Here is a 23,669-nt window from a genome sequence, read left to right on the forward strand (position 1 = left end):
GGCCGCTACGCGGGCTTGCGGCCGACCGCGCCGTACAGCGAGATCGGTCCCTCGGGTGCCGTGTCCGGGCGCCAGTCGGCCACCGGGACGACGCCCGGGGGCAGGAGGTCCAAGCCCTTGAAGAACGCGCCCACTTCGGTGCGGGAGCGGGCGACCAGGGTGACTCCGCCCGCCGCGTAGGCCGCGATGCCGCGCCGGACGTTCTCCGGCTCGAAGTCGGCGGTCATCGTCGACAGGACCAGGCAACTGCCCGGGGCGAGCGGGTCGAGCAGGGTGGTCACCAGGTCGTGGGCGCCGTCCTCGTCGGCGATGAAGTGGAGCAGGGCGATCAGGGAGAGGGCGACCGGGCGGTCGAAGTCCAGGACCTCGGCTGCCTGCCGGAGGATGGCCTGCGGGTCGCGGGCGTCCGCCTGCACGTACTCGGTCACGCCCTCGGGGGTGCCGCGCAGCAGCGCGTTCGCGTGGGCCAGCACGATGGGGTCGTTGTCGACGTAGACCACGCGCGCGTCCGGCGCGACGGACTGGGCGATCTGGTGCAGGTTGGGCTCGGTCGGTATGCCGGTGCCGATGTCCAGGAACTGACGGACTCCGGTCTCCTCGGCCAGCGCCCGCGTGGCCCGGCGCATGAACGCGCGATTGGCGCGGGCGGCCTTCGGGGCGCCCTCGTCGATGGCCGTGATCTGCCGCCCGAGCTGTTCGTCGACGGGGTAGTTGTCCTTGCCGCCGAGGAACCAGTCGTAGACCCGGGCCGGATGGGGCCGGGTGGTGTCGATCCGCTGGGCGTCCGGCCCGGTCCCCGTCACGTGCTGCTCCTCCGCTCGGCAGGCCCCGGTGGTCATCCGGGGGCGTGTCAGCAGTCTGACACGATCATGCCGCGCGGCGGAGACAGTCTTCGGCCACCTGCTTGTCCAGGGCGGCCCGCACCAACGCGGCCGCCAGCAGGGCCGGTTCGGTGTCCGGGGCGAGCCCGGCCAGCGCCTTCGGCTCCCTGGGCAGCCCGAGCCGCCCGGCGCCGGCGAGCGCCTTGTCGTCCAGGTAGGGGGCGACATCCGGCCACACTCGCTGCGCCTCGCGCAGGAAGATGTCGGCGCCGGCCGGTCCGATGCCCGGCTCCTCCTGGAGCAGGCGCCGCAGTTCGTCCGTGTCGCCGCCGGCCTCCCGGTGCAGCCGGCGCAGGTCCCCGCCCCAGCGCTCGTCCAGCAGCTCGGCCCCGGCGCCGAGTTGGGTGGCCGTCCGCTCGTCGTAGCGCCGGTAGCCGCCGCGGCCCAGCGCGTCCACCCGCCGCTGCCAGTCGGCCTCGGCCATCCGGCGCGGACTGTCGAGGTGGTCCTCGTGCAGGGCGCGGGCCGCGGCCACCGCGACGGAGGCCCGGATCCGGGCGCTGAGCAGCAGGGCCAGCACCAGCAGCCGGTACAGCGGCTGCGGGGTGTCCTTCAGCCGGATGCCCGCCTCCTCGGCGTACGTCCGCCCGTGCGCGGACACCAGCTCGCGCACGACGCGTTCATCGCGGTTCATGGCCGTGGCTCAGGGCTTGAGCGGGTCGTGGCCCAGTGTCATCAGCCGGTGCCTGCGGCGGGTGTCCTCCGCGGTGGTCTCCGGCTCGGGCTCGTTCTCCGGGTCGGCGAGATCCTCGACCGTGTCGACGACCTGGTGCATCACCCGGACGTCGTCCTCGGTGAGGTCGGTGCGCCGCTTCTGCAGGATCGCGAGGACGTGCTGCCCGGTGGGCGTGCCCGCCTGCTCCGGCAGCGGCTCCGTCTCCTCCTCGGCGTCCCGGACCCGGAGCCAGGCCGCGAGCTCCGCCGAGGTCATGTTCACCGCGCGGTGGAAGTCCTCCCACAGCGCGTCGAGTTCGAGTGCGTCGGCCATGGCGTGTCATCCCCTTCCGTGCGAGCGGTGGCTAGCCGGCGACGTCGTCGCGCGGGCCGTTCTCGGCCTCGAACATCCAGCGCTGCTTCTCCAGGTCGGCCGTGATGGAGATCAGCAGGTCCTGGGTGACCGGGTCGGGCTTGTCGGTGGCCGCGATCCGCTCCCGGAGCCGGCCGATGGCCGTCTCCAGCGCCGACACCATCAGCCCCACCACGTCGGTGTCGCGCAGCCAGCCCTCCTTGGTGCCGGGGAGCGCGAAGCGGGCGGCGACGGTCTCGGGCCGGCCGTCCGGCGGCACGCCCAGCGCCGCGGCACGCTCGGCGACCGTGTCGGAGTGGGCGCGGGCCGTGGCGACCACCTCGTCCAGCTGGAGGTGGATGGACCGGAACCGCGGGCCCACGACGTTCCAGTGGGCCTGCTTCCCGATCAACGACAGCCCGAGCAGGTCCACCAGGGTGTCCTGCAGCGCGGCCCCCGTGACCCCGAGGGCTTCGTCGGACAGGGTGCTCTTCACCACGGTCATGGCGGGTCCGTCCCCTTTCGTCATCCTTGTGGGTACGAAGGGGCGGGTGCCCGCGTCCCGGGCGGCAAAACCGGGCTGGTCAGCGGGGCAGCGTCCGGTCCAGGAAGCCGGTCACCTCCGCGAAGACCTCCGCCCTGCACGTCTCGTGGAACACCTCGTGCCGCGCCCCCGGGAAGATCCGCTCGGTCGCCCGGCCGCCGCTGAGCCGCTCGACCCCGATCCGGCTCCCGGACAGCGGCACCAGCCGGTCGTCGTCCCCGTGCAGCCACAGCACTGGCAGCCCGCCGATGGCACCGCCCTTCGCCACGGCCTCGAGGGTCCGCACGAAGGCCTCGAGCGTCGGCCGCTTCATCGGCCCGTGCCAGACCAGCGGATCGGCGGCGTACGCGGCGCCCACGGCCGGGTCCCGGGAGAGCGCCGCGGGGCTGATCGGGGTGTCCGGGATCTCGTCCAGTGCGAGCAGCCGTCCGGGCAGCTCCCACACCCCGATCACCGGGCCGGACAGGATCAGGGCGCTCAGCTCGTCGCCGTACCGCTGGGCGTAGCGGGCGGAGATCAGACCGCCCATGGAGTGGCCCACCAGGACGAGCGGCAGCCCGGGGTGCGCGGCGCGGGCCAGCCCGGCGGCCCGGTGCACGTCGGTGACCACGTCCTCGAAGTCCTCGATCACCACGCGCTCGCCGGCCGACCTCCCGTGACCCACGTGGTCGGGCCCGTACACCGCCGCCCCGTGCCCGGTGAGCACGCCGGCCAGTTCCGCGTACCGGCCCGCGTGCTCGCCGTAGCCGTGGACCACGAGGGCCAGGAAGCGGGGGTGCGGGTGCGGCCACTCGCGTACGGTTCTGCCGTCGAGGTCGTGCTCGCGGGCCTCGGGCATGGCTCCTCCGGCTTGCTCGGGGACGGGTGCCGGGAGATCTTCCCAGGGGGCCGCCCGGCGGTCTATAGTCCAAAACTAGCAGTGCTAACCAGCTAGGTCCGTGCTGCCACGGAACACCCCCACTCGTGCTGATCCACAGCGTCGTCGGTCAGGAGTCCCAAGCCGTGCGTCCCGTCCACTTCGCGGCCGCCCGCCGCACCCCCATCGGCAAGCTGCGCGGAGCCCTGTCCTCCGTACGGCCCGACGACCTCGCGGCGCGGGTGATCCGCCACCTGGTGACCGACGTGCCCGCCCTCGACCCCGCCCGGATCGACGACGTGTACTGGGGCGCGGCCAACCAGGCGGGCGAGGACAACCGCAACGTCGCCCGCATGGCCGCGCTGCTGGCCGGCCTGCCCGAGTCCGTGCCCGGAGCCACCGTCAACCGGCTGTGCGCCTCCGGCCTCGAGGCGGTCACCACCGCCGCGCGCACCATCGCCGCCGGCGAGGCGGACATCGTGATCGCGGGCGGCTCCGAGTCCATGAGCCGCGCCCCCTTCGTCCTGCCCCGCCCCGACGAGGCGCTGCCCCCGCGCATCGAGACGTACGACACCCGGCTCGGCTGGCGCCTGGTCAACCCGGCGATGAAGGAGCTGCACGGCCTGCTGTCGATGGGCGAGACCGCCGAGGAGGTCGCCGAGCGGTACGGCATCTCCCGCGAGCGGCAGGACGCGTTCGCCCTGCGCAGTCACCAACGCGCCGCCGCCGCCGGCAAGAACGGCCACTTCGACGACGAACTCCTGCCCGTGGAGCGCCCGGACGGCATCGTGGTCGAGCAGGACGAGTGCGTCCGTGAGGACACCTCGCTGGAGAAGCTGTCCCGGCTCAGGCCGGTCTTCCGCGCGGACGGCACGGTCACCGCGGGCAACGCCTCGCCGATGAACGACGGCGCCGCCGGGCTCCTGCTCGTCAGCGAGGAGGCGCTCAACGAGCTGGGCCTGGAGTCCCTCGGCCGGTACGTCGCCGGCGCCTCGGCAGGCGTCCACCCCGACGTGATGGGCATCGGCCCGGTCCCCGCCACCCGCAAGGTGCTCGCCCGGGCCGGCTGGGACATCGGCGACGTCCAGGAGGCCGAGTTCAACGAGGCGTTCGCCGCCCAGGCGCTCGCCTGCGTCGACCAGCTCGGCATCGACCCGGACCTGGTCAACCCCAGCGGCGGCGCCATCGCCCTCGGTCACCCCCTCGGCTGCTCCGGCGCCCGCATCCTGACGACGCTGCTGCACCGGATGCGGCGCACCCGCGCGGAGCGGGGGCTGGCGACCATGTGCGTCGGCGTGGGCCAGGGCAGCGCGGTGCTCGTCGAGAGGCACTGACCGCCGGGGCCGCCGGAAGGGCCGGGCACCTGGCGGGCGCCGGGGGACCGGCCCGTGAGACGGTGCTGGGGGCGGCCGGTGCAGGTGCCTAGCATCGGTCCCGGCATGAACACGATGACACTCTGGCACCTGTCCGGATGGGGGTTCGCCGCTCTCGCCTGCGCGGCGCTCCTCGTCGGCTTCTCCAAGACCGCCGTCAGCGGGGCCAACACGGTCAGCCTCGCGATCTTCGCGGCGGTGCTGCCCGCCCGCGCCTCCACCGGCGTCCTGCTGCCGGTCCTGATCGCCGGCGACGTGCTCGCCGTCCTCACCTACCGGCGCCACGCCCACTGGCCCACGCTGTGGCGGCTGTTCCCGGCGGTGGCGGTGGGCGTGGTGGCCGGCACGCTGTTCCTGGTGTGGGCCGACGACGGGGTCGTACGGACCTCGATCGGGGCGATCCTGCTGCTGATGGCCGGGGTCACGGTGTGGCGGCGGCGCGGGACCGCGGCGGAGGACGAGCCGGACGCGGTCACCACCCGGGCCGGCCGGATGAAGGCGCGCTCCTACGGCGTGCTCGGCGGGTTCACCACGATGGTCGCGAACGCGGGCGGCCCGGTGATGTCCATGTACCTGCTGTCCGCCGGCTTCCGCAAGCTCGGGTTCCTCGGCACGTCGGCGTTCTTCTTCCTCATCGTGAACGTGTCCAAAGTGCCGTTCAGCGCGGGTCTCGGCCTGATCGACGGCCGCTCGCTGCTCCTCGACGCCGCGCTCGCGGTGTTCGTCGTGCCCGGCGCGTTGTTCGGCAGATGGGCTGTGAGCAGGATCAACCAGCGACTCTTCGAACAACTCGTGATCGCGGCCACCGTCGTGGGCGGCCTCCAGCTGCTACTGCGCTAGCCCCAGCAGCGCCGGCAGGTCCGCGAAGGCGTCCCGTACATGGTCCGGGGTGCCGCTCGCGTCCGCCTCGGTCTGCGGCCGGTACTTCCCCGTGCGCACCAGAACGCCCGTGATCCCTGCCCGCTGCGCCGCGAGCACGTCCGACTCGATGTCGTCGCCCACCATCAGCGCCTGGTCCGCGCGCACACCGAGCCGGGCCAGCGCCGCCGCGAAGAACGCCGGGGACGGCTTGCCCGTGACCTCCGCCTCGACCCGCGCCGCCCGCTCCAGCCCGAGCAGGAAGGCGCCCGAGTCCAGCTGCAGCCCGGCGTCGGTCCGCCAGTACAGGTTGCGGTGCATGGCCACCAGCCGGGCCCCGCGCTGCAGGTGCCCGAAGGCCCGGTTGAGCGCCCCGTAGTCGAACTCCGGCCCGGCACCGCCGACGACGACCACGTCGGGGCTGTCCTCCACCAGGGTGATCCCGGCGAGGTCCTCCGTGATGTCCCCGCTGTTGAGGAGGGCACACCGGGCGCCGGGAAAGTGCTCCTCGAGGTGTGCGGCCGTGACGGCGGGCGCGGTCAGCACGTCCTCGGCGTCCACCTCGAAGCCGGCCGCCGACAGGGTCGCGGCGATCGAGGCCCGGGTCCGGGAGGTCGTGTTGGTCACCAGGGCCACCCCGAGCCCGGCGGCGCGGACCGACCGCAGCGCCTGCACCGCCCCCGGCAGGGGCTTCCAGGAGACGGTGAGCACACCGTCGATGTCGACGAGCACGGCACGTACGCCTTCCATGGACCGCACCCTAGTCACCCGGGAGCCACCCGGGCTCCGGACCGGCCCGCGCGACCTCGTACGCTCACCCCCATGCCCGCGCACGTCCTGATCCTCGGCGGCACCACCGAGGCCCGTCGTCTCGCCGCCGAGCTCGCCGGCCGGCCCGGCGTCCGGGTCACCACCTCCCTCGCCGGCCGCGTGTCCCGGCCCGGTGCCCTGGAGGGCGAGGTGCGGACCGGCGGCTTCGGCGGCGCTCAGGGCCTCGCCGACTGGCTGCGCGCGCACCGGGTGGACGCCGTCGTGGACGCCACCCATCCCTTTGCCGGGACGATCACCGCCAACGCCGCCCGCGCGGCGAGCGCCACCGGAGTGCCGGTGGTCGTCCTGCGCCGCCCCGGCTGGTGCCCCGGCCCCGGCGACCGCTGGCACGAGGCCGGCTCCCTGACCGACGCCGCCGCGGCCCTGCCCGGCCTCGGCCGCCGGGTGTTCCTCACCACCGGGCGCCTCGGCCTCGCCGCCTTCGCCCACCTGGCCGACCTGCGCTTCCTCGTCCGCTCGGTGGAGCCGCCCGAGCCGCCGCTGCCGCCGCACACCGAGGTGCTCCTCGCCCGCGGCCCGTTCACCGTCGCCGGCGAGCGGGAGCTGCTGCGCGCCCACCGCATCGAGGTCCTGGTGACCAAGGACAGCGGCGGCGCGGCCACGGCGGCGAAACTGACGGCCGCGCGCGAACTCGCCCTGCCCGTGCTCGTCGTACGCCGGCCCCCGCTGCCCGAGGGCGTGACGGCGGTGCCCGACGTCGCGGCCGTCCTGGACCGGCTCGGGCTCGGCGGCCCCGGTCAGGCGCCGCCGTCGGGGTCTCTGCGCAGCAGATAGGTGTCCATGATCCACCCCTTGCGCTCGCGGGCCTCGGCGCGCAGCCGCTCGATGCGGGGACCGGCCTCGGCCAGCGGGCCGGAGACGAGGATCTCGTCCGGGGTGCCGAGGTACGCGCCCCAGTAGATGTCCATGTCCTGGTCGGCGTACCGCCGGAACGCCTGGTGCGCGTCCAGCATCACCACCACGTCGTCCACGCCCTCGGGGAAGCCCTCGGCCAGCCGCCGCCCGGTGGTGATCTGCACCGGCCGGGCCACCCGGTTCAGCCCCGTGCGGTGCCGGGCCACCAGCGAGGAGACGCTGCTGATGCCGGGCACCACGTCGTAGTCGAACGCCACCGCGCCCCGCTCCAGCACCTCCTGCAGGATGCCCAGCGTGCTGTCGTACAGCGACGGGTCGCCCCAGACCAGGAAGGCCCCGGTGTCCTCCTCGCCCAGCTCCTCGGCGATCAGCCGCTCGTAGATCCCGGCCCGTGCGGCGCGCCAGTCCTCCACGGCCGGCGCGTAGGAGGTCCCGCCCGCCCTGCGGTCCCGCTCGGGGTCGCGGGCCTCCACCACCCGGTAGGACCCCTCCGGCAGGTGTGCGTCCAGCATGTCCCGGCGCAACCGGGTGAGATCGCTCTTCACCTCGCCCTTGTCGAGCAGGAAGAACACGTCCGTGCTCCGCAGCGCCTTGACCGCCTGCAGGGTGAGCTGGTCGGGGTCGCCCGCGCCGATACCGATGACATGAATCTTTCGCACACCCCGAGTCTGCCGCATGCCACCGACCGTGACTCCACCGCCCGGACTACGGCGCCCCGCCCCCCGTCAGCCGGGGTGCCTCCGTCCGTGCGTCGACGGGTTCCGTGCCCGACTCCACCCGGTGGGCCAGTTCGCGGGCCCAGACGGCGACGGCGGCGAGGTCCACCCCGTACGGCCGGTCCTCGCCCCGGTCACGCTCCCACTCCTCGACCGCGCCCGCGCCGCGCCGCAGCAGCCGCGCGCCGCCGGTGGCGTTGCCCCGGGCCGCGTGCGTGAGGCCCACCGCCAGCTGGGCCAGGCCCCGCCACAGGGTGCGCTCGTCCTCGGGACCCGACTTCCAGGCGTCCTCGAACACCTCGTGCGCGTGGAAGGGCCTGCCCGCGTCCAGCAGCGCCTGCGCCTCGGCCACCGTCTCCTGCGGCGTCCGTACGACGCCCTCGGGCTGCCGGTCGACCCCGGTGGAGCCGTACGGCAGTGGCCGCCCCAGCCCGTCCCGCGGCCGCGCGTTCCGCGCCCGCCCCTCCTCGTCCCGGTCCCGGCCACCCGCCGCCGCGTCTGCGCTTCCTGTCCGTCCGCCCATACGACCGATTGTCCCCGGCCCGCACCCGGCCCACTTCGGCACACCCCCGCGCGTGGGGTAAAGTGCTGTTCGCGCGATCACGCGGATCACCGCGAGCAAGCGCATCGGGACGTGGCGCAGCTTGGTAGCGCACTTGACTGGGGGTCAAGGGGTCGCAGGTTCAAATCCTGTCGTCCCGACTTGCGAAGACGCAGGTCAGAGGCCGTGTCGGAGGAATCCGGCACGGCCCTTTCCGTTTTCTGGCCCGCTGCCGCCCCTGGGTCGGGCGACAGCCCTTGACTTCGCGTGCGCTCCAGGACGAAGACTCCCGGCATCAGGCAGAAACCGCACGGGAGGACCGCATGAAGTACCGCACCATCGGCACCGACCCCGCCACCCGCCGCGAGGTGAGCGTGCTCGCCCTCGGCGCGATGCTGTTCGGCTCGCGCACGGACGAGAAGACCTCCTTCGCCGTCCTCGACCGGTACGTGGAGGCCGGCGGCACCTTCATCGACACGTCCGACAACTACGCGTTCTGGGAGGACGGCGGCCAGGGCGGCCAGAGCGAGGAACTGCTCGGGCGGTGGCGGCGCAGCCGCGGGATCGGGGGCGAGGTCGTGATCGCGACCAAGCTCGGCGCGCGGCCCCTCGCCCCGGGGACCAGCTACACCGACAACGCCGAGGGCCTGTCCGCCGAGGTGGTGCGCGAGGCGGCCGAGCGCAGCCGCGAACGGCTCGGCGTGGAACGGCTCGACCTGCTGTACGCGCACATCGAGGACCGGACCGTCCCGCTCGAGGAGACCGTCCGGGCCTTCGCCGAGCTGGTCCAGGAGGGCACCGTCGGGTTGCTCGGGGTCAGCAACCACGCGGTGTGGCGGGTCGAGCGGGCCCGCGCCCTCGCTGCGGCCGCGGGCCTGCCGGGCTACGAGGTGCTCCAGTACGAGCACAGCTACCTCGGGCCCCGCACCGACATACCCGGCGAGATCTTCCCGGACGGCAGCCTGGGCGGCGCGGACGCGCAGCTCCTGGACTACCTGCGGGCCGAGCCGGGCCTGACCCTGGTGGCCTACTCACCGCTCCTCAAGGGCGCCTACACCCGCCCCGACAAGCCCCTCCAGCCGGAGTACGACCACCCCGGCACCGCGGCCCGCCTCGCGGTGCTGCGCGAGGTGGCCCGGGAGACCGGGGCGAGCGTCAACCAGGTCGTCCTCGCCCGGCAACTGGGCGGGCCGCTGCCGGTCGTCCCCCTCGTCGGGGTGTCCTCGGTGGCCCAGCTCGAGGAGAACCTGGCCGCCGTGGACCTGGAGCTGACCGAGGAGCAGCGGGCCCGCCTGGACGCGGCTCACTGACCGCGCGGCTCCCGCACCACCGCCACGTCACCGGGCGCCACGGTGACCGAGCCGGGTGTGTCCTTGCCGGTGAGGAGCTCCGTCGCGTCCTGGGCGACCGGCACCGACGCGCCCTGCCCGGTGTGGTCGATGACGAACAGGTAGTCCGCCTCCGGACCGCGCCGGCGGACCACCTCCACCCCGGGCGGGGCGGAGCGCACCGGCTCCACCCCCGCCTCGGCGCGGACGCGGTCCAGCAGGGCGGCCAGCGTCTCCGGGTCGGGCAGCGTCGCCAGGTACCAGGCGGCACCGGCGCCGTACCCGTGCCGGGTCACCGCCGGGACACCGGCCAGAGGCCCGTCGGCGAACGACGCGACCGCCTCGGCACCCTCCAGCCGCAGCCGCTCCGACCACAGTGCACCCGAGGCGCCCTGCGGCACCGCGCCGCTCAGCCCGACCGGAGTGCCGGGCAGCAGCGGGAACGGTTCGTCGGAGCGCACGCCCAGCACGTCCCGGAACGCGCCCGGGTAACCGCCCAGGCGCACATGGCAGTTCTCGTCCACGGCCCCGCTGTGGAAGCCCACCGCGAGCGTGCCGCCCCGCTCGGCGAACCCGGCCAGGTTCGCCGCGCCCGCGTCGTCGACCAGGTAGAGGCTCGGCGCGAGCACCAGCCGGTACGCCGACAGATCCGCGTCCGGCCGTACGAAGTCCACGGCGACGCCCGAGCGCCACAGCGGCTCGTACCAGGACCGGACGAGGTCCAGGAAGCGCAGCTCCTCGCTCGGCTGGGAGGGCAGTTCCAGGGCCCAGTGGGCGTTCCAGTCCCAGACGATCGCGACCTCGGCGGGGGAGGTGCTGCCGCGCACCTCGGCCAGCGCCTCCAGATCGGCGCCGAGGCGCACCACGTCCTGCCAGATCCGGCTGTCCGTGCCCGCGTGCGGCAGCATCGCCGAGTGCCACTGCTCGGCACCCGCCTTCGACTGGCGCCACTGGAAGTAGGCGATGCCGTCGGCGCCGTGCGCCACATGGGCCAGCGCGTTGCGGCGCAACTGACCCGGGTCCTTCGCCCGGTTGACGGGCTGCCAGTTCACCGCGCCGGTGGAGTGCTCCATCAGCAGCCAGGGGCCGCCCGCGAGCGAGCGCACCAGGTCGCCGCTCAGCGCGATGTCGATCTCCGACTCGGGGTCCGTGGACCGCAGGTAGTGGTCGTTCGACACGATGTCCAGCTCGGGCGCCCAGCGCCAGTAGTCCAGCGCCTCGAAGCTGAAGTTCACCATGAAGTTGGTGGTGGCGGGCACCGAAGGAGCCGCGGCCCGCAGCACGTCCCGCTCCGCCACGTACAGCGACAGCAGTTCGTCGGAGCAGAAGCGGCGCCAGTCCAGCAGGTGCGCGGGGTTGGGCACGGCGCCCGTCGCCCGCGGCGGCAGGATCTCCTGCCAGTCGTAGTACCACTGCGACCAGAAGGCGGTGCCCCAGGCGTGGTTGAGGGCCGGCAGATCGTCGCCGTACCGGGCGCGCAGCCAGGTGCGGAAGGCGGCGGCGCTCGTGTCGCAGTAGCAGGCGGCGTTGTGGCAGCCGTACTCGTTGTGCACGTGCCACATGACGACGGCCGGGTGGTCCGCGTAGCGCGCGGCCACCGCGCGCGCGATGCGCAGGGCGGCCTCCCGGTAGGCGGGGGAGGACGGGCAGAACGTCTGGCGGCTGCCGTACGACAGGGTGCGGCCGTCGCGGTCGACCGGCAGCGCCTCGGGGTGGGCCCGGAAGAACCAGGCCGGCGGGGCCGCCGTGGGCGTGGCCAGGTCGACGGCGATGCCGTTCTCGTGCAGCAGGTCCAGGACCTTGTCCAGGCGCGCGAAGTCGTACACGCCTTCGGCCGGCTCCAGCAGCGCCCAGGAGAAGATGCCGACGCTGACCAGGTTCACCCCGGCCTCGCGCATCAGGCGCACGTCCTCGGCCCACACCTCCTCGGGCCACTGCTCGGGGTTGTAGTCGCCGCCGTAGGCGAGACCGCGGACGGACAGGGTGCGGTTCACGGATTTCTCTTTCGGATGGGGACGCGTCAGCCCTTGTTGGCGCCGAGCGTGAGACCACTGACGAACTGGCGCTGCAGGACGAAGTAGACGACCAGCGTCGGGATCGCCGTGAGCAGGGCGCCTGCGGCCACCAGGTTGGGATCGGTGAAGTACTGGCCGGAGAGGTTGTTCAGCGCCGAGGTGATCGGCATGTTCTCACCGGTGGAGATCAGCACCAGCGCCCAGAAGAAGTCGTTGTAGATCCAGATCGACAACAACGTCGCCAGGGCCGCCATCGCGGGCTTGCACAGCGGCAGGGTGATCTGCCAGTACAGGCGCCACACCGACGCACCGTCCACCAGCGCCGCCTCGGTCAGCTCGTGCGGCAGCGAGCGCATGTAGTTGGCCAGCACGAACGCGCAGAACCCGGACTGGAACGCCACATGGATCAGCACGAGGCCGAGCGCGGAGTCGTACAGCTTGCCGCTGGCGGTGATGCCCGGCAGGTTCGTCAGCAGGTACAGCCGGTACAGCGGGGTGATGATGACCTGCTGCGGCAGCAGGTTGCCGGCCGTGAAGACCAGCAGCAGCGCCAGGTTGACCCGGAAGTCGAAGCGGCTGACGTAGAAGGCGACGCAGGAGGACAGGAACAGCGTCAGCAGCACGGCCGGCACCGCGATGAGCAGCGTGTTGCCGAAGTAGTGCATCATGTCCGACTGCTCGAACGCGTTCGTGAAGTTGTCGAAGCTGAGCTTGTCGGGCCAGGAGACGTACCCCTTGGCGCTGGTCTCGCTGTACGGGCGCAGGGCGGAGAAGATCGCCCACAGCAGGGGCGCCAGCCACGCCAGGGCCGCGCCCGCCAGGAAGACGTGCAGCAGGATACGGGCGGGGCGCAGGGGGGTGCGCTGCTTCAGCGGCGCCCCGACGGTGGTGCTGCTCATGCGCGCCGCTCCTTCCGGAAGGTGGCGATCAGGTAGGGGATGATCACCGCGAGGGAGATCACCAGCAGGACGACGGCGATGGCCGAGCCGTAGCCGATCCGGCTGGACTCGCCGATGATGTTGTTGGTCACCAGGATCGAGAGCAACTCCGTGCCCTGGGCGCCCTTGTTGAAGACGAAGACCAGGTCGAAGGCGCGCAGCGCCTCGATGATGGTCACGACCAGCACGACCGTGTTGGTGGGGCGCAGGGTGGGGAAGATGACGTTCTTGAACGTCTGCCACTCGTTCGCGCCGTCCAGGGCGGAGGCTTCCCTCAGCGAGGGGTCGACACCCTTCAGACCGGCCAGGTACAGGATCATCATGTACCCGGCGTGCCGCCAGGACGCGGCGATGAGGACGGCCCACAGGTTCAGGTGCGGGTCGCCGATCCAGTCGATGTAGTGGCCGGGCTTGTTGGCCCCGATGATGCTGTTGATCAGGCCGGTGTCGGGGTTGTAGACGAGCTGCCAGACGAAGCCGATGCACGCCATCGAGATGACGACGGGCAGGAAGAAGGCGGTCTGGTAGATCCGGGTGAAGCGGATCCTCTTGTCCAGCTGCACGGCCAGGAACAGGCCGAACGGGGTCGGGATCAGGATCAGCACCACGAACCAGATGACGTTGTGCTGGACCGCCGGCCAGAACTGCGGGTTGTCGGTGAACAGTTGCTTGAAGTTGTCCAGGCCGACCCACTTGATGGAGTCGAACCCGATGCCGTCCCAGGTGGTGAAGGCGAGGAGGATGGAGGCGATGGCCGTGAGCCAGACCAGGGCCACGTGCAGGAGCGTGGGCACGCCCGCCATGACGGCGAGCGTGACACGGTCACGGCGGGTCAGCAGGCGCTTGTGGCCCTGCGCGACCCGCTTCTTCACATGCGCGGCGCCCGGAGGCGGCACGGCGGCCGCCTCCGGGGACTTCGTCGTCGTATCCGTCGTCATCGGGCTGCTCACGAGGAGGCGAAGATGGTCTTCTTCTGGCGCTCGATGGAGGACAGCAGACTGTCCACGCCCTTGGGGTTCTGCAGGAACTTCTGCAGGCCGGGCTGCATCACCGTGGAGGTGAAGTCCGGGCGGGAGTCGCGGTCCATGAACTGCGTGAGGCTCTTGGCCTCGCTGATCATCGTGTACGCCTTCTTCTGCAGCGCGGTGTACGACGAGGTGTCGGCCTTGCTGGAGGCGGCCACCACGCTGGAGTCGGCCTTGAGGTAGGTCGCCTCCGCCTCGGGGGTGCCGAGGAACTCCATGAGCTTCACGACGCCGTCGTGGTTCTTCGGGGACTTGCTCACCATGAAGCCGTCGGTGGGCGCCTCGACGGTGTCCTGGCCGTACGCGGAGTTGATCTCCGGGAAGGCGAAGAAGTCCAGGTCGTCCAGGTCGGCCTTGTTGGTGAACTGCTGCGCCACGAAGGAGCCGATCATGTACATTCCGGCCTTCTTGGACACCAGCGTCTGAGCGGCGTCCTGCCAGGTGCGGCCCATGAAGCCGTCCTGGTGGTAGGGGAGGAGCTCGGCCCAGTGGTCGAAGACGGCCTTCACCTTCGGGTCGGTCCACGACTCCTTGCCCGCCATCAGGGACTTGTGGAAGTCGTAGCCGTTGAGGCGGAAGTTGATCTGGTCGAAGGTGCCCATCGCCGGCCAGGCGTCCTTGTCGCCGAAGGCGATCGGGACCAGGCCGTCCTTCTTCATCTTCTTGCACAGGGCGACGAGTTGGTCCCACGTGGTCGGAACCTTGTAGCCGTGCTGCTGGAACACGCTCTTGCGGTAGAAGAGCGCCCACGGGTAGGTGTAGAGCGGCACGAAGTAGTACTTGCCGTCCTCGCCCTTGCTGAGCTTCTTCATCGCGTCGGGGAAGTTGTCCCCGATCTTCGCCCACACGTCGTCGATCGGCGAGGCCAGGTTCTTGGCCGCGAAGAACTGCATGCGGTACCCGGCGAACCAGGTGAACACGTCGTCCGGCGTGCCCTGGAGGTAGGAGTTGATCTGCTCCTGGAAGGTGTTGTGGTCCTTCGTGTTCACATCGACCTTGATGCCGGACTTCTTGGTGAAGGCCGCGTAGATCTCCGCGAACGCCTTCTTCGGCACCGCGTCCGAGGCGTTGGAGCCGAGGGAGACGGTCTTCGGGTCGGAGGACGAACCGCTGCCGCCGCAGGCGGACAGCAGGGGTATGCCGGCACCCGCGAGCAGGGCGGCACTGCCGGCTCCGCGCAGCACGGAACGGCGGCTGGGACCCGGAACGTGAAGACCGGAAGGGGAGAGGCGCATGGCGGCTCCTGAGGCATCCAGGGTCGGTCAAGGGGATGAGCTGGAGCCCGAAAGGTCTTCGAAACCGATCAGAAACCAACTCGACCGAACATCGTGGGCGTAATAACAGCCCCATATCCGCTCATGCGTCAATAGCTCCGGGCGCTCTGACGTGTGTCTTGCCCGAAACGTAACCGTCACGGCTACCTGCACCGTTGCCGAGGGGTGCAGCGAGGAGCCCCCACGGCGCGCGGGGGCGGTGGGGGCTGTGCGAAACAGGTGGTTCCGTTTCAGGGTCTGACCAGCAGCTGGAAGTCGAACGCGTACCGGGACGCCCGGTAGACGTGGCTGCCGTACTCCACCGCCCGGCCCGTGTCGTCGTAGGTCGTGCGCTGCATGGTCAGCAGGGCCGCGCCCTTCTTCTCGTCGAGGAGCGCGGCCTCGTCGGTGCCGGCGGTGCGGGCGCCGACGGACTGGCGGGCGCTGTGCAGCGTGATGCCCGCCGAGCGCATCATCCGGTACAGGCCCGTCGACTCCAGCCGCCCGGTGTCGAGGTCGAGGAGCGCCGCGGGCAGGTGGTTGCGCAGGAACGCCACCGGCTGGCCGTGCGTGCAGCGCAACCGCTCCAGCACCGTCACCTCGGCGCCCTCCGCGAGGCCGAGGGCCGCGGCGACGTCCGCGGTCGCCGGGAACCGCTCGTTGCGCAGCACCCGGGTGGTCGGTCCCTGTCCGGCCGCCTCCAGGTCGTCGTAGAGACTGCTCAGCTCCAGTGGCCGCTTGACCTGGCTGTGCACCACCTGCGTGCCGACCCCGCGGCGGCGCACCAGCAGCCCCTTGTCCACCAGGGACTGGATCGCCTGGCGCACGGTGGGCCGGGACAGCCCCAGCCGCACCGACAGGTCGACCTCGTTGCCCAGGAGGTTCCCCGGGGCGAGGACCCCGTGTGCGATCGCCGCCTCCAGTTGCTGGGCGAGCTGGTAGTAGAGCGGCACCGGACTCGTACGGTCCAGGGCGAAGTCCAGCGCGCCGGCGGCGGGACGGGCGGCGTCACCGGTCCTGGCCACGGGGCACCTCCTTGCCTGGGATACGGTCGGACGGGCCGTCGGTTCGCGTCGGGTGGCTCATGGCCCCCAGGTGTAAGCGGGGTGAGCAGGCGTGTCAATGGTTTGTACTTACATTCGGACCACTGCCTGAAATGATGTCTTAACAAAGTATTGACAGCGGGCTCCACAGGGACTTGGATCCCGTGCCAACGCAACAGCGCCCCTTCTCCCCCGTAGCACAGTGAGGTGCAGGAACGATGGACCGCTCTTCTCACTCCCGCTCCCGCAGACTGGCCCCCGTCGTGGCCGTGGCCGCTGCGGCAGCTCTGACTCTCGCCGGCTGCTCCAGCAGCGCCGGGGGGAAGAAGGCCGAAGAGGGAGGGTCGAACGCCTCCGCGGGCAAGGCGAACACCCCCCGGATGACGGTCGCCCTGGTCACCCACCAGTCGCCGGGTGACACCTTCTGGGACATCGTCCGCAAGGGTGCCGAGGCCGCGGCCGCGAAGGACAACATCAAGCTCGTCTACTCCGCCGACCCGAACGCCGGCACCCAGGCCAACCTGGTGCAGAACGCGGTCGACCAGAAGGTCGACGGCATCGCGGTGACCCTGGCCAAGCCGGACGCCATGAAGAGTGTGATCGCCAAGGCCACCGCGGCGAAGATACCCGTCGTCGGCCTGAACTCCGGCCTCAGCGACTGGAAGAAGCTCGGCCTGATGGAGTTCTTCGGGCAGGACGAGACGGTGGCGGGCGAGGCGTTCGGCAAGAAGCTGAACGCGGTCGGCGCCAAGAAGGCCGTCTGCGTCATCCAGGAGCAGGGCAACATCGGCCTCACCCAGCGCTGCGACGGCGTGAAGAAGACGTTCTCCGGCACGACTGAGACGCTGTACGTGAACGGCACCGACATGCCGTCCGTGAAGTCGACGATCACGGCCAAGCTCAAGCAGGACACCGGCATCGACTACGTGGTCACGCTGGGCGCCCCCTACGCGCTGACCGCCGTGCAGTCGGTGTCCGACGCGGGCAGCAAGGCCAAGGTCGCGACCTTCGACCTCAACAAGCAGCTGACCGGTGCCATCCAGAAGGGCACCATCCAGTTCGCCGTGGACCAGCAGCCGTACCTGCAGGGCTACCTGGCGATCGACTCCCTGTGGCTGTACAAGAACAACGGCAACTACAGCGGCGGCGGCGAGCAGCCGGTGCTCACCGGCCCGGCCTTCGTCGACAAGTCCAACGTCGACCGGATCGCCCAGTTCGCCGCGAAGGGCACCCGGTGATGAGCATGACCCAGCATGCCGGGCCGGCGGTGAACACACCGCCGGCCCCCGGCCCCAAGGAGACCGACGGCCGCACCGTCCGGCGCCCGCTGGCGCTCCGGGTGCTGGCCCGGCCCGAAGTGGGCGTCTTCCTCGGTGCCGTGGCCGTCCTGGTCTTCTTCCTGATCGCTGCGCCCACGGTCCGCCAGGGCAGCTCCATGGCCACGGTTCTCTACCAGTCCTCGACGATCGGCATCATGGCCCTGCCGGTCGCGCTGCTGATGATCGGCGGCGAGTTCGACCTGTCCTCCGGCGTCGCCGTGATCAGCTCCGCGCTGACCGCGAGCATGCTGAGCTACCAGCTGACGCTGAACGTGTGGGTGGGCGTGATCGTCGCCCTGATCGTCTCGCTGGGGATCGGCGCGTTCAACGGCTGGATGGTGATGAGGACGGGGCTGCCCAGCTTCCTGGTCACCCTGGGCACCTTCCTGATCCTGCAGGGCGTCAACCTCGCGGTGACCAAGCTGGTCACCGGCAACGTCGCCACCGACGACATCAGCGACATGGACGGCTTCGACCAGGCGCGCAAGATCTTCGCGTCCTCCTTCGACGTCGGGGGCGTGGAAGTCAAGATCACGGTGGTGTGGTGGCTGGTGTTCGCCGCCCTCGCGACGTGGGTGCTGCTGCGCACCAAGTACGGCAACTGGATCTTCGCCGTCGGCGGCAACAAGGACAGCGCCCGGGCCGTCGGTGTCCCGGTGAAGTTCACCAAGATCACGCTGTTCATGCTGGTCGGCTTCGGCGCCTGGTTCATCGGCATGCACAACCTGTTCTCCTTCAACACGGTGCAGTCCGGTGAGGGCGTGGGCCAGGAGCTGATCTACATCGCGGCGGCCGTGATCGGCGGCTGTCTGCTCACCGGCGGCTACGGCTCCGCCATCGGCCCGGTGTTCGGGGCGTTCATGTTCGGCATGGTCAACCAGGGCATCGTCTACGCCGGCTGGAACCCCGACTGGTTCAAGGCCTTCCTCGGCGTGATGCTGCTCGGCGCCGTCCTGATCAATCTGTGGGTCCAGCGCACCGCGACCCGGAGGTAACCTGCGATGACCACGAACAAGGCCGCACCCCACGGCGCCGTCCTCGCCGACACCCCGCCCACCGGCCGGGGCCCCCTGGTCGAACTGCGCGGCGCGGGCAAGTCCTACGGCAACGTCCGCGCCCTGCACGGCGTCGACCTCACCGTCCATCCCGGCAAGGTCACCTGCGTCCTCGGCGACAACGGCGCCGGCAAGTCCACCCTCATCAAGATCATCTCCGGGCTGCACCAGCACACCGAGGGCGACTTCCTCGTCGACGGCACCCCGGTGCGCTTCTCCACCCCCCGCGAGGCCCTCGACCGCGGCATCGCCACCGTCTACCAGGACCTGGCCACCGTCCCCCTCATGCCGGTGTGGCGCAACTTCTTCCTCGGCTCGGAGATGACGAAGGGCCCCTGGCCCGTCCGCCGCCTGGACATCGCCCGGATGAAGGCCACCGCCGATCAGGAACTGCGCAACATGGGCATCGTCCTGGACGACCTGGAACAGCCCATCGGCACCCTCTCCGGCGGCCAGCGCCAGTGCGTCGCCATCGCCCGCGCCGTCTACTTCGGCGCCCGCGTCCTCATCCTGGACGAGCCGACCGCCGCCCTCGGCGTGAAGCAGTCGGGTGTGGTGCTGAAGTACATCGCCGCCGCGCGCGACCGCGGCCTGGGGGTCATCTTCATCACCCACAACCCCCACCACGCCTACATGGTCGGCGACCACTTCAGCGTGCTGCGCCTGGGCACCCTGGAACTGTCCGCCGACCGCAGCGAGGTCAGCCTGGAGGAACTGACCAACCACATGGCCGGCGGCGCCGAACTGGCCGCGCTCAAGCACGAACTGGCCCAGGTCCGCGGCGTCGACACCGACGAACTGCCGGAAGAGGGAGACCTCGGCGCGCCCGCGGGAACCTCCCCCGAAGGGACCCCCTGACATGGCCGGCCCGCCCCCGCTGGACCGCATCCGGGTCGGCTCGGCCCCCGACTCCTGGGGCGTCTGGTTCCCCGACGACCCGAGGCAGGTGCCCTGGGAACGCTTCCTCGACGAGGTCGCCGAGGCGGGATACGACTGGATCGAACTGGGCCCGTACGGCTACCTCCCCACCGACCCGGCCCGGCTGGCCGACGAGCTGGGCCGGCGGAACCTGAAGGTGTCCGCCGGCACGGTCTTCACCGGCATGCACCGCGGCCCGTCGGTCTGGGAGTCCACCTGGGCGCACGTCAGCCAGGTCGCCGCGCTCACCCGGGCCATGGGCGCGCGGCACCTGGTCGTCATCCCCTCCTTCTGGCGGGACGACAGGACGGCCGAGATCCTCGAGCCGCCCGAGCTGACGGCCGAACAGTGGGCGCACCTGACCAAGGGCATGGAGCGGCTGGGCCACGAGGTCAAGGAGACCTACGGTCTCGACATCGTCGTCCACCCGCACGCCGACACCCACATCGACACCGAGGACCACGTCGAGCGGTTCCTCGACTCCACGGACACCGATCTGGTCAACCTGTGCCTGGACACCGGGCACTACGCCTACTGCGGCGGCGACAGCGTCAAGCTGATCGAGACCTACGGCGAGCGCATCGGCTATCTGCACCTCAAGCAGGTCGACCCCGCGATCCTCGCCGAAGTCGTCGCGAACGGGGTGCCGTTCGGGCCGGCGGTGCAGCGGGGCGTGATGTGCGAACCGCCGGCCGGCGTCCCCGAGCTGGAGCCGGTGCTCCGGGCGGCGCAGCGGCTCGGCGTCGAGCTGTTCGCGATCGTCGAGCAGGACATGTACCCCTGCGAACCGGACAAGCTCCTGCCGATCGCGGTGCGGACCCGCGGATTCCTGAGGTCGTGCGGCGCCTGAGGGGTTCGACCCGGCCCCGGCCGGGAACCAACGGGGGCACGCGCGCGTTCCACTGTCGACGGGGGAACGCCCGCGACGACGGGAGGACGAGATGGCACACCGCGCACAGCGCCGCACCACGACACCCCAGGACACCACCGACGCGGCCACGGCCGCCCGCACCCACCGCTTCGGCCGTCTGCCCGAGCGGATACGCCCGGAGGACACCGTGGAGACCCGCCCGGCGACCCTGCCGGACCCGGCCCGCGACCGGTACCACGCGGACGAGTGGCTGGTGCGGTACTGCGGCTGACGCGGCATGCGTACGGCGCCGGGCTCCTGCCCGGCGCCGTCTCGCGTGTGCCTCAGACCGCCCGGACCTCCGCCACCGTCACCGGGCGGTGCTCGTGCAGAGAGAGGGTGCAGGCGTCCGCGATCCAGCCCGCCTCCAGGGCGTCCTCGATCGTGCAGGGGGAGGGGCGGGTGCCGGCCACCACCTCGGTGAAGGCGGTCAGTTCGGCGCGGTAGGCGTCGGTGAAGCGGTCCATGAAGAAGTCGTGCGGGGTGCCGGCCGGGAAGGTCGCACCGGGCTCGACCGAGCGCAGCGGGAGCTTGTCGTCCAGGCCGACGGCGATGGAGTCCGCGAAGCCGTGGAGCTCCATGCGGACGTCGTAACCGCGCGCGTTGTGCCGGGAGTTGGAGACCAGCGCGATCGTGCCGTCGTCCAGGGTGAGGATCGCGCCGGTGGTGTCGGCGTCGCCCGCCTCCTTGATGTAGTCGGCGCCCCGGTTGCCGCCCACCGCGTACACCTCGGTGACCTCGCGGCCGGTCACCCAGCGGATGATGTCGAAGTCGTGCACGGAGCAGTCCCGGAAGATGCCGCCGGAGGCGGCGACGTACGCGGCCGGCGGCGGCGCCGGGTCCAGCGTGGTGGACCGGACCGTGTGCAGCTTGCCCAGCTCACCGGCCTGCACGGCGGCCCGCGCGGCGACGAAGCCCGCGTCGAAGCGGCGGTTGTAGCCGATCTGGATGGGCACGTCACGACCCTGCACGGCCTTGAGCACCTCGACGCCCTCCGCCATGGTGCGGGCGACCGGCTTCTCGCAGAAGACCGGCACACCCGCCTCGACCCCGGCCAGGATCAGCGCCGGGTGGGCGTCCGTGGCCGCGGCGACGACCAGGCCGTCCACCCCGGCCGCCAGCAGGGCCTCCGGTGAGTCGGCGACCTCCGCCCCGAACCGCTCGGCGGCGGCCTTCGCGGCGTCCGCGAACGGGTCGGCGACGACGAGCGAGTCGACGGCGTCCAGTCCGGAAAGGGTCTCGGCGTGGAAGGCGCCGATGCGGCCGAGGCCGAGAATTCCGATGCGCATGAGTGGTGCAGCTCCTAAGTGCGGTGGTGCGGGGGAGGGGGGAAGAGCTAGTCCAGGCCGCCCAGTACGTTCTGGTCCCAGTCGATCACCGATCCGGTGACCACGCCCGAGCGGTCGGACAGCAGGAAGACGACGAAGTCCGCGATCTCGTCCGGCCGGCCGAGCCTGCCCATGGGCAGCCGCGCGGCCGCCTGCTCCCGCCAGTCGTCGCCGGCGCCGTGGAAGGCGCGCTGGGTGGCGTCCTCGCCCTCCGTGGCGGTCCAGCCGATGTTCAGGCCGTTGATCCGGATCCGGTCCCAGCGGTGGGCGTGCGCCGCGTTCCGGGTCAGGCCCGCGAGCCCGGCCTTGGCGGCGACGTACGGCGCGAGGAACGGCTGGCCGCCGTGCGCCGACGAGGTGATGACGTTGACGATCGTGCCCGGCGCCTTGCGGGCCACCATGTCGGCGACGGCCGCCTGCATCGCGAAGAACGGCGCCCTGAGGTTGATCGCGATGTGCGCGTCGAACAGCTCGGGCGTGGTGTCCAGCAGCGTGCCCCGCGAGGTCAGCCCCGCGGAGTTCACCAGGCAGTCGATCCGGCCGTAGGCGTCGACCACCTCGGCCACCGCCGTCTTGGCCTGCTCGGCGTCCGAAAGGTCGGCGCGGACGAACATCGCCTTGCCGCCCGCCGCCGCCAGCTCGGCCACCAGCGTTTCACCGGGTGAGGTGCGCCGGCCCGTGAAGGCCACGACCGCACCGGCCCGGACGGCGGCCCGCGCGATCGCGGCGCCCACCCCCTGGCTGCCGCCGTTGACCAGGACGACCTTGTCGTCGAGAAGTCCCATGGTGTCCCTCAGCTTTCGCGTCGTTCCGCACCGGCGCGCAGCTCCTCGCGGAGCGCCTCCGGGGTCCGTTCCTCGCGCAGCGCCCGCCGCACGAGATCCGCCTGCGAGGGCGGGGCCAGACCGTCGACCGGCGGGTCGCTGTCGAGGTTGGTGGGGAAGGGGTAGCCCTCCGCGCTCGCGGCGATCACGTTCGCCAGCCACGCCTCGCCCGCCCCCTCGGCCTTGCGCTTGAGCAGCACCGGGAACACCGCGTTCGCGACGGCCTCCCGGTCCACCGTCTCCATCGCCCGCCCGAACGCCGAGGAGACCTGCAGCAGGTTCGCCATCCGGCGGATGTCCGCCGAACGGTTCGATCCGGCCGCGTGGAACAGCGCCGGGTTGAAGAACACCGCGTCGCCCTTGGCGAGCGGGAGCTGCACGTGCCGCGCCTCGAAGCAGGCCCGGAACGCGGGGAGCCGCCAGGCCAGATAGCCCGGCTCGTAGAGCTGGGAGTAAGGCAGGTACAGCGTGGGACCGGACTCGACCGGCATGTCGCAGTGCGCGACCGCGCCCTGCAGGGTGAGCATCGGGGACAGGCGGTGCACCTGGGCGGGGTAGCGGGCCGCGACCTCGTTCGTCAGGAACCCGAGGTGGTAGTCGCGGTGCACGGTCTGCGCGGCGCCGCCCGGGTTGACCACGTTGATCTGCGAGGTCACCTGGTAGCCGGGTCCCAGCCAGGCCTCGGCGACGAGGGCCAGCAGGTCGTTCGCGTAGTAGTCGGCGAAGCTCTCCGGGTCGTACAGCGCGCTCTTCTCCAGTGCGTTCCACACCCGGTCGTTGGCCCCCGGCCTGGCGAAGTGGTCGCCGGCCGCCGCGCCCGAGGCGCGCTGCTCGGCGATCAGCGCGTCGAACACCGCCGTGGCCCGGTCGACGACCTCCGGATCGGGAAACGCGCCCTTGAACACCACGACGCCGGGGCCGTCGGCCAGCGCCCGCACCAGCTCGGCCTGGACGGCACGACGGTCGCCGGCGGCACGCAGCCGCTCGGCGTCGTAGCAGAGGACGCCCCGCTCCACGGACGCCGCGTGGGGAAAGTCGGCGAGGTCGGTGGTCCGCTCGACCAGCGCGCGCAGCGCGTCGAGGTCGCAGTCCTGCTCGGACAGCCAGGCGGGGCCGGATGCGGCGGTGCGGGACATCGGTGTCCTTCTTTCGGTCACGGAAGCGACACTGCGGCCACGCGCGCGACGCGGCCCTGTCATTCTTGTCAGCACAAACCCCTCGAACAACCAGCAGGCAGCCATCAAAAACCCCT

At 71.7% G+C, this 23,669-nt stretch carries 25 protein-coding genes and 1 tRNA gene; 10 read left to right on the top strand and 16 right to left on the bottom strand.

Annotated elements, in window-relative coordinates; translation table 11 throughout:
* Nucleotides 1–5: 5 nt before the first annotated feature.
* The 5 genes from ACZ404_RS28930 to ACZ404_RS28950 all read right to left on the bottom strand — a co-directional run bounded on the left by ACZ404_RS28930 (nt 6) and on the right by ACZ404_RS28950 (nt 3,269).
* Nucleotides 6–803, bottom strand: a complete 798-nt coding sequence (locus ACZ404_RS28930) for an SAM-dependent methyltransferase (RefSeq protein WP_468444867.1) — start codon at nt 801–803, stop codon at nt 6–8.
* A gap of 64 nt (nt 804–867) precedes the next feature.
* On the bottom strand, nt 868–1,515 hold the full coding sequence (locus ACZ404_RS28935) for an endonuclease (RefSeq protein WP_468444869.1): 648 nt from the start codon (nt 1,513–1,515) through the stop codon (nt 868–870).
* A 9-nt stretch (nt 1,516–1,524) separates the two neighbouring features.
* Nucleotides 1,525–1,869 (bottom strand): DUF3140 domain-containing protein, encoded by a 345-nt coding sequence (locus tag ACZ404_RS28940; protein WP_468444871.1) that lies wholly within the window; start codon nt 1,867–1,869, stop codon nt 1,525–1,527.
* A 31-nt stretch (nt 1,870–1,900) separates the two neighbouring features.
* Nucleotides 1,901–2,392 (bottom strand): Dps family protein, encoded by a 492-nt coding sequence (locus ACZ404_RS28945; protein WP_468444873.1) that lies wholly within the window; start codon nt 2,390–2,392, stop codon nt 1,901–1,903.
* 79 nt (nt 2,393–2,471) lie between these two features.
* A complete protein-coding gene (locus tag ACZ404_RS28950) occupies nt 2,472–3,269 on the bottom strand; it encodes an alpha/beta hydrolase (RefSeq protein ID WP_468444875.1) in 798 nt (265 codons plus the stop codon).
* 164 nt (nt 3,270–3,433) lie between these two features.
* Between ACZ404_RS28950 and ACZ404_RS28955 the strand changes: the two genes are divergently transcribed.
* Both ACZ404_RS28955 and ACZ404_RS28960 read left to right on the top strand, forming a co-directional pair.
* On the top strand, nt 3,434–4,621 hold the full coding sequence (locus ACZ404_RS28955; protein ID WP_468445070.1) for a thiolase family protein: 1,188 nt from the start codon (nt 3,434–3,436) through the stop codon (nt 4,619–4,621).
* Nucleotides 4,622–4,726: 105 nt separating this feature from the next.
* Nucleotides 4,727–5,500 (top strand): sulfite exporter TauE/SafE family protein, encoded by a 774-nt coding sequence (locus tag ACZ404_RS28960; RefSeq protein WP_468444877.1) that lies wholly within the window; start codon nt 4,727–4,729, stop codon nt 5,498–5,500.
* On the opposite strand, the gene ACZ404_RS28965 is transcribed toward ACZ404_RS28960, so the two are convergent.
* A complete protein-coding gene (locus ACZ404_RS28965; protein ID WP_468444879.1) occupies nt 5,489–6,268 on the bottom strand; it encodes a TIGR01458 family HAD-type hydrolase in 780 nt (259 codons plus the stop codon). The genes ACZ404_RS28960 and ACZ404_RS28965 overlap by 12 nt on opposite strands.
* A gap of 72 nt (nt 6,269–6,340) precedes the next feature.
* Here ACZ404_RS28965 and ACZ404_RS28970 point away from each other — a divergent pair, with 72 nt between their 5' ends.
* The gene (locus ACZ404_RS28970; protein WP_468444881.1) at nt 6,341–7,123 is read left to right on the top strand and encodes a cobalt-precorrin-6A reductase; all 783 of its coding nucleotides are present in this window, start codon (nt 6,341–6,343) and stop codon (nt 7,121–7,123) included.
* On the opposite strand, the gene cobF is transcribed toward ACZ404_RS28970, so the two are convergent.
* The gene (gene cobF / locus ACZ404_RS28975) at nt 7,087–7,863 is read right to left on the bottom strand and encodes a precorrin-6A synthase (deacetylating) (protein WP_468444883.1); all 777 of its coding nucleotides are present in this window, start codon (nt 7,861–7,863) and stop codon (nt 7,087–7,089) included. The genes ACZ404_RS28970 and cobF overlap by 37 nt on opposite strands.
* A gap of 46 nt (nt 7,864–7,909) precedes the next feature.
* The gene (locus tag ACZ404_RS28980; RefSeq protein ID WP_468444885.1) at nt 7,910–8,443 is read right to left on the bottom strand and encodes a DUF309 domain-containing protein; all 534 of its coding nucleotides are present in this window, start codon (nt 8,441–8,443) and stop codon (nt 7,910–7,912) included.
* A gap of 105 nt (nt 8,444–8,548) precedes the next feature.
* On the opposite strand from ACZ404_RS28980, the gene ACZ404_RS28985 reads away from it, so the two are divergent.
* Together ACZ404_RS28985 and ACZ404_RS28990 are read left to right on the top strand one after the other, a co-directional pair.
* Nucleotides 8,549–8,622, top strand: a tRNA-Pro gene (locus tag ACZ404_RS28985).
* 162 nt (nt 8,623–8,784) lie between these two features.
* Nucleotides 8,785–9,771 carry an aldo/keto reductase gene (locus ACZ404_RS28990; protein WP_468444887.1) on the top strand — a complete coding sequence of 329 codons (987 nt, stop codon included), beginning with the start codon at nt 8,785–8,787 and terminating at the stop codon, nt 9,769–9,771.
* Here ACZ404_RS28990 and ACZ404_RS28995 read toward each other — a convergent pair.
* The 5 genes from ACZ404_RS28995 to ACZ404_RS29015 all read right to left on the bottom strand — a co-directional run bounded on the left by ACZ404_RS28995 (nt 9,765) and on the right by ACZ404_RS29015 (nt 16,045).
* Nucleotides 9,765–11,783, bottom strand: coding sequence for a beta-galactosidase (locus ACZ404_RS28995; RefSeq protein WP_468444889.1), 2,019 nt, complete (start codon nt 11,781–11,783; stop codon nt 9,765–9,767). The genes ACZ404_RS28990 and ACZ404_RS28995 overlap by 7 nt on opposite strands.
* A gap of 26 nt (nt 11,784–11,809) precedes the next feature.
* Nucleotides 11,810–12,703 (bottom strand): carbohydrate ABC transporter permease, encoded by an 894-nt coding sequence (locus ACZ404_RS29000; protein WP_468444891.1) that lies wholly within the window; start codon nt 12,701–12,703, stop codon nt 11,810–11,812.
* Nucleotides 12,700–13,680: a carbohydrate ABC transporter permease gene (locus ACZ404_RS29005; RefSeq protein WP_468444893.1), complete on the bottom strand. Its 981-nt coding sequence runs from the start codon at nt 13,678–13,680 to the stop codon at nt 12,700–12,702. Before ACZ404_RS29005 ends, ACZ404_RS29000 begins: the two co-directional genes overlap by 4 nt.
* Before the next feature lie 8 nt (nt 13,681–13,688).
* Nucleotides 13,689–15,002 (bottom strand): ABC transporter substrate-binding protein, encoded by a 1,314-nt coding sequence (locus ACZ404_RS29010; protein ID WP_468444895.1) that lies wholly within the window; start codon nt 15,000–15,002, stop codon nt 13,689–13,691.
* Nucleotides 15,003–15,271: 269 nt separating this feature from the next.
* A complete protein-coding gene (locus tag ACZ404_RS29015) occupies nt 15,272–16,045 on the bottom strand; it encodes a GntR family transcriptional regulator (protein ID WP_468444897.1) in 774 nt (257 codons plus the stop codon).
* Between the two features lie 236 nt (nt 16,046–16,281).
* Between ACZ404_RS29015 and ACZ404_RS29020 the strand changes: the two genes are divergently transcribed.
* The 5 genes from ACZ404_RS29020 to ACZ404_RS29040 all read left to right on the top strand — a co-directional run bounded on the left by ACZ404_RS29020 (nt 16,282) and on the right by ACZ404_RS29040 (nt 20,497).
* Nucleotides 16,282–17,301, top strand: coding sequence for a sugar ABC transporter substrate-binding protein (locus tag ACZ404_RS29020; protein ID WP_468444899.1), 1,020 nt, complete (start codon nt 16,282–16,284; stop codon nt 17,299–17,301).
* Nucleotides 17,301–18,377, top strand: a complete 1,077-nt coding sequence (locus ACZ404_RS29025) for an ABC transporter permease (RefSeq protein ID WP_468444901.1) — start codon at nt 17,301–17,303, stop codon at nt 18,375–18,377. Before ACZ404_RS29020 ends, ACZ404_RS29025 begins: the two co-directional genes overlap by 1 nt.
* 6 nt (nt 18,378–18,383) lie before the next feature.
* Nucleotides 18,384–19,295, top strand: coding sequence for an ATP-binding cassette domain-containing protein (locus ACZ404_RS29030; RefSeq protein WP_468444903.1), 912 nt, complete (start codon nt 18,384–18,386; stop codon nt 19,293–19,295).
* Between the two features lies 1 nt (nt 19,296).
* On the top strand, nt 19,297–20,205 hold the full coding sequence (locus ACZ404_RS29035) for a sugar phosphate isomerase/epimerase family protein (RefSeq protein WP_468444905.1): 909 nt from the start codon (nt 19,297–19,299) through the stop codon (nt 20,203–20,205).
* Nucleotides 20,206–20,296: 91 nt separating this feature from the next.
* Nucleotides 20,297–20,497 carry a hypothetical protein gene (locus tag ACZ404_RS29040; protein ID WP_468444907.1) on the top strand — a complete coding sequence of 67 codons (201 nt, stop codon included), beginning with the start codon at nt 20,297–20,299 and terminating at the stop codon, nt 20,495–20,497.
* Nucleotides 20,498–20,549: 52 nt separating this feature from the next.
* On the opposite strand, the gene ACZ404_RS29045 is transcribed toward ACZ404_RS29040, so the two are convergent.
* From ACZ404_RS29045 to ACZ404_RS29055, 3 genes are read right to left on the bottom strand one after another with little or no spacing between them, the layout of a single operon-like run.
* Nucleotides 20,550–21,554 (bottom strand): Gfo/Idh/MocA family protein, encoded by a 1,005-nt coding sequence (locus ACZ404_RS29045; protein ID WP_468444909.1) that lies wholly within the window; start codon nt 21,552–21,554, stop codon nt 20,550–20,552.
* Between the two features lie 47 nt (nt 21,555–21,601).
* Nucleotides 21,602–22,378, bottom strand: coding sequence for an SDR family oxidoreductase (locus ACZ404_RS29050; protein WP_468444911.1), 777 nt, complete (start codon nt 22,376–22,378; stop codon nt 21,602–21,604).
* Between the two features lie 8 nt (nt 22,379–22,386).
* On the bottom strand, nt 22,387–23,553 hold the full coding sequence (locus ACZ404_RS29055) for a phytanoyl-CoA dioxygenase family protein (RefSeq protein WP_468444913.1): 1,167 nt from the start codon (nt 23,551–23,553) through the stop codon (nt 22,387–22,389).
* Nucleotides 23,554–23,669 lie beyond the last annotated feature (116 nt).

It is taken from the genome of Streptomyces sp. NPDC030798 (assembly GCF_055572275.1).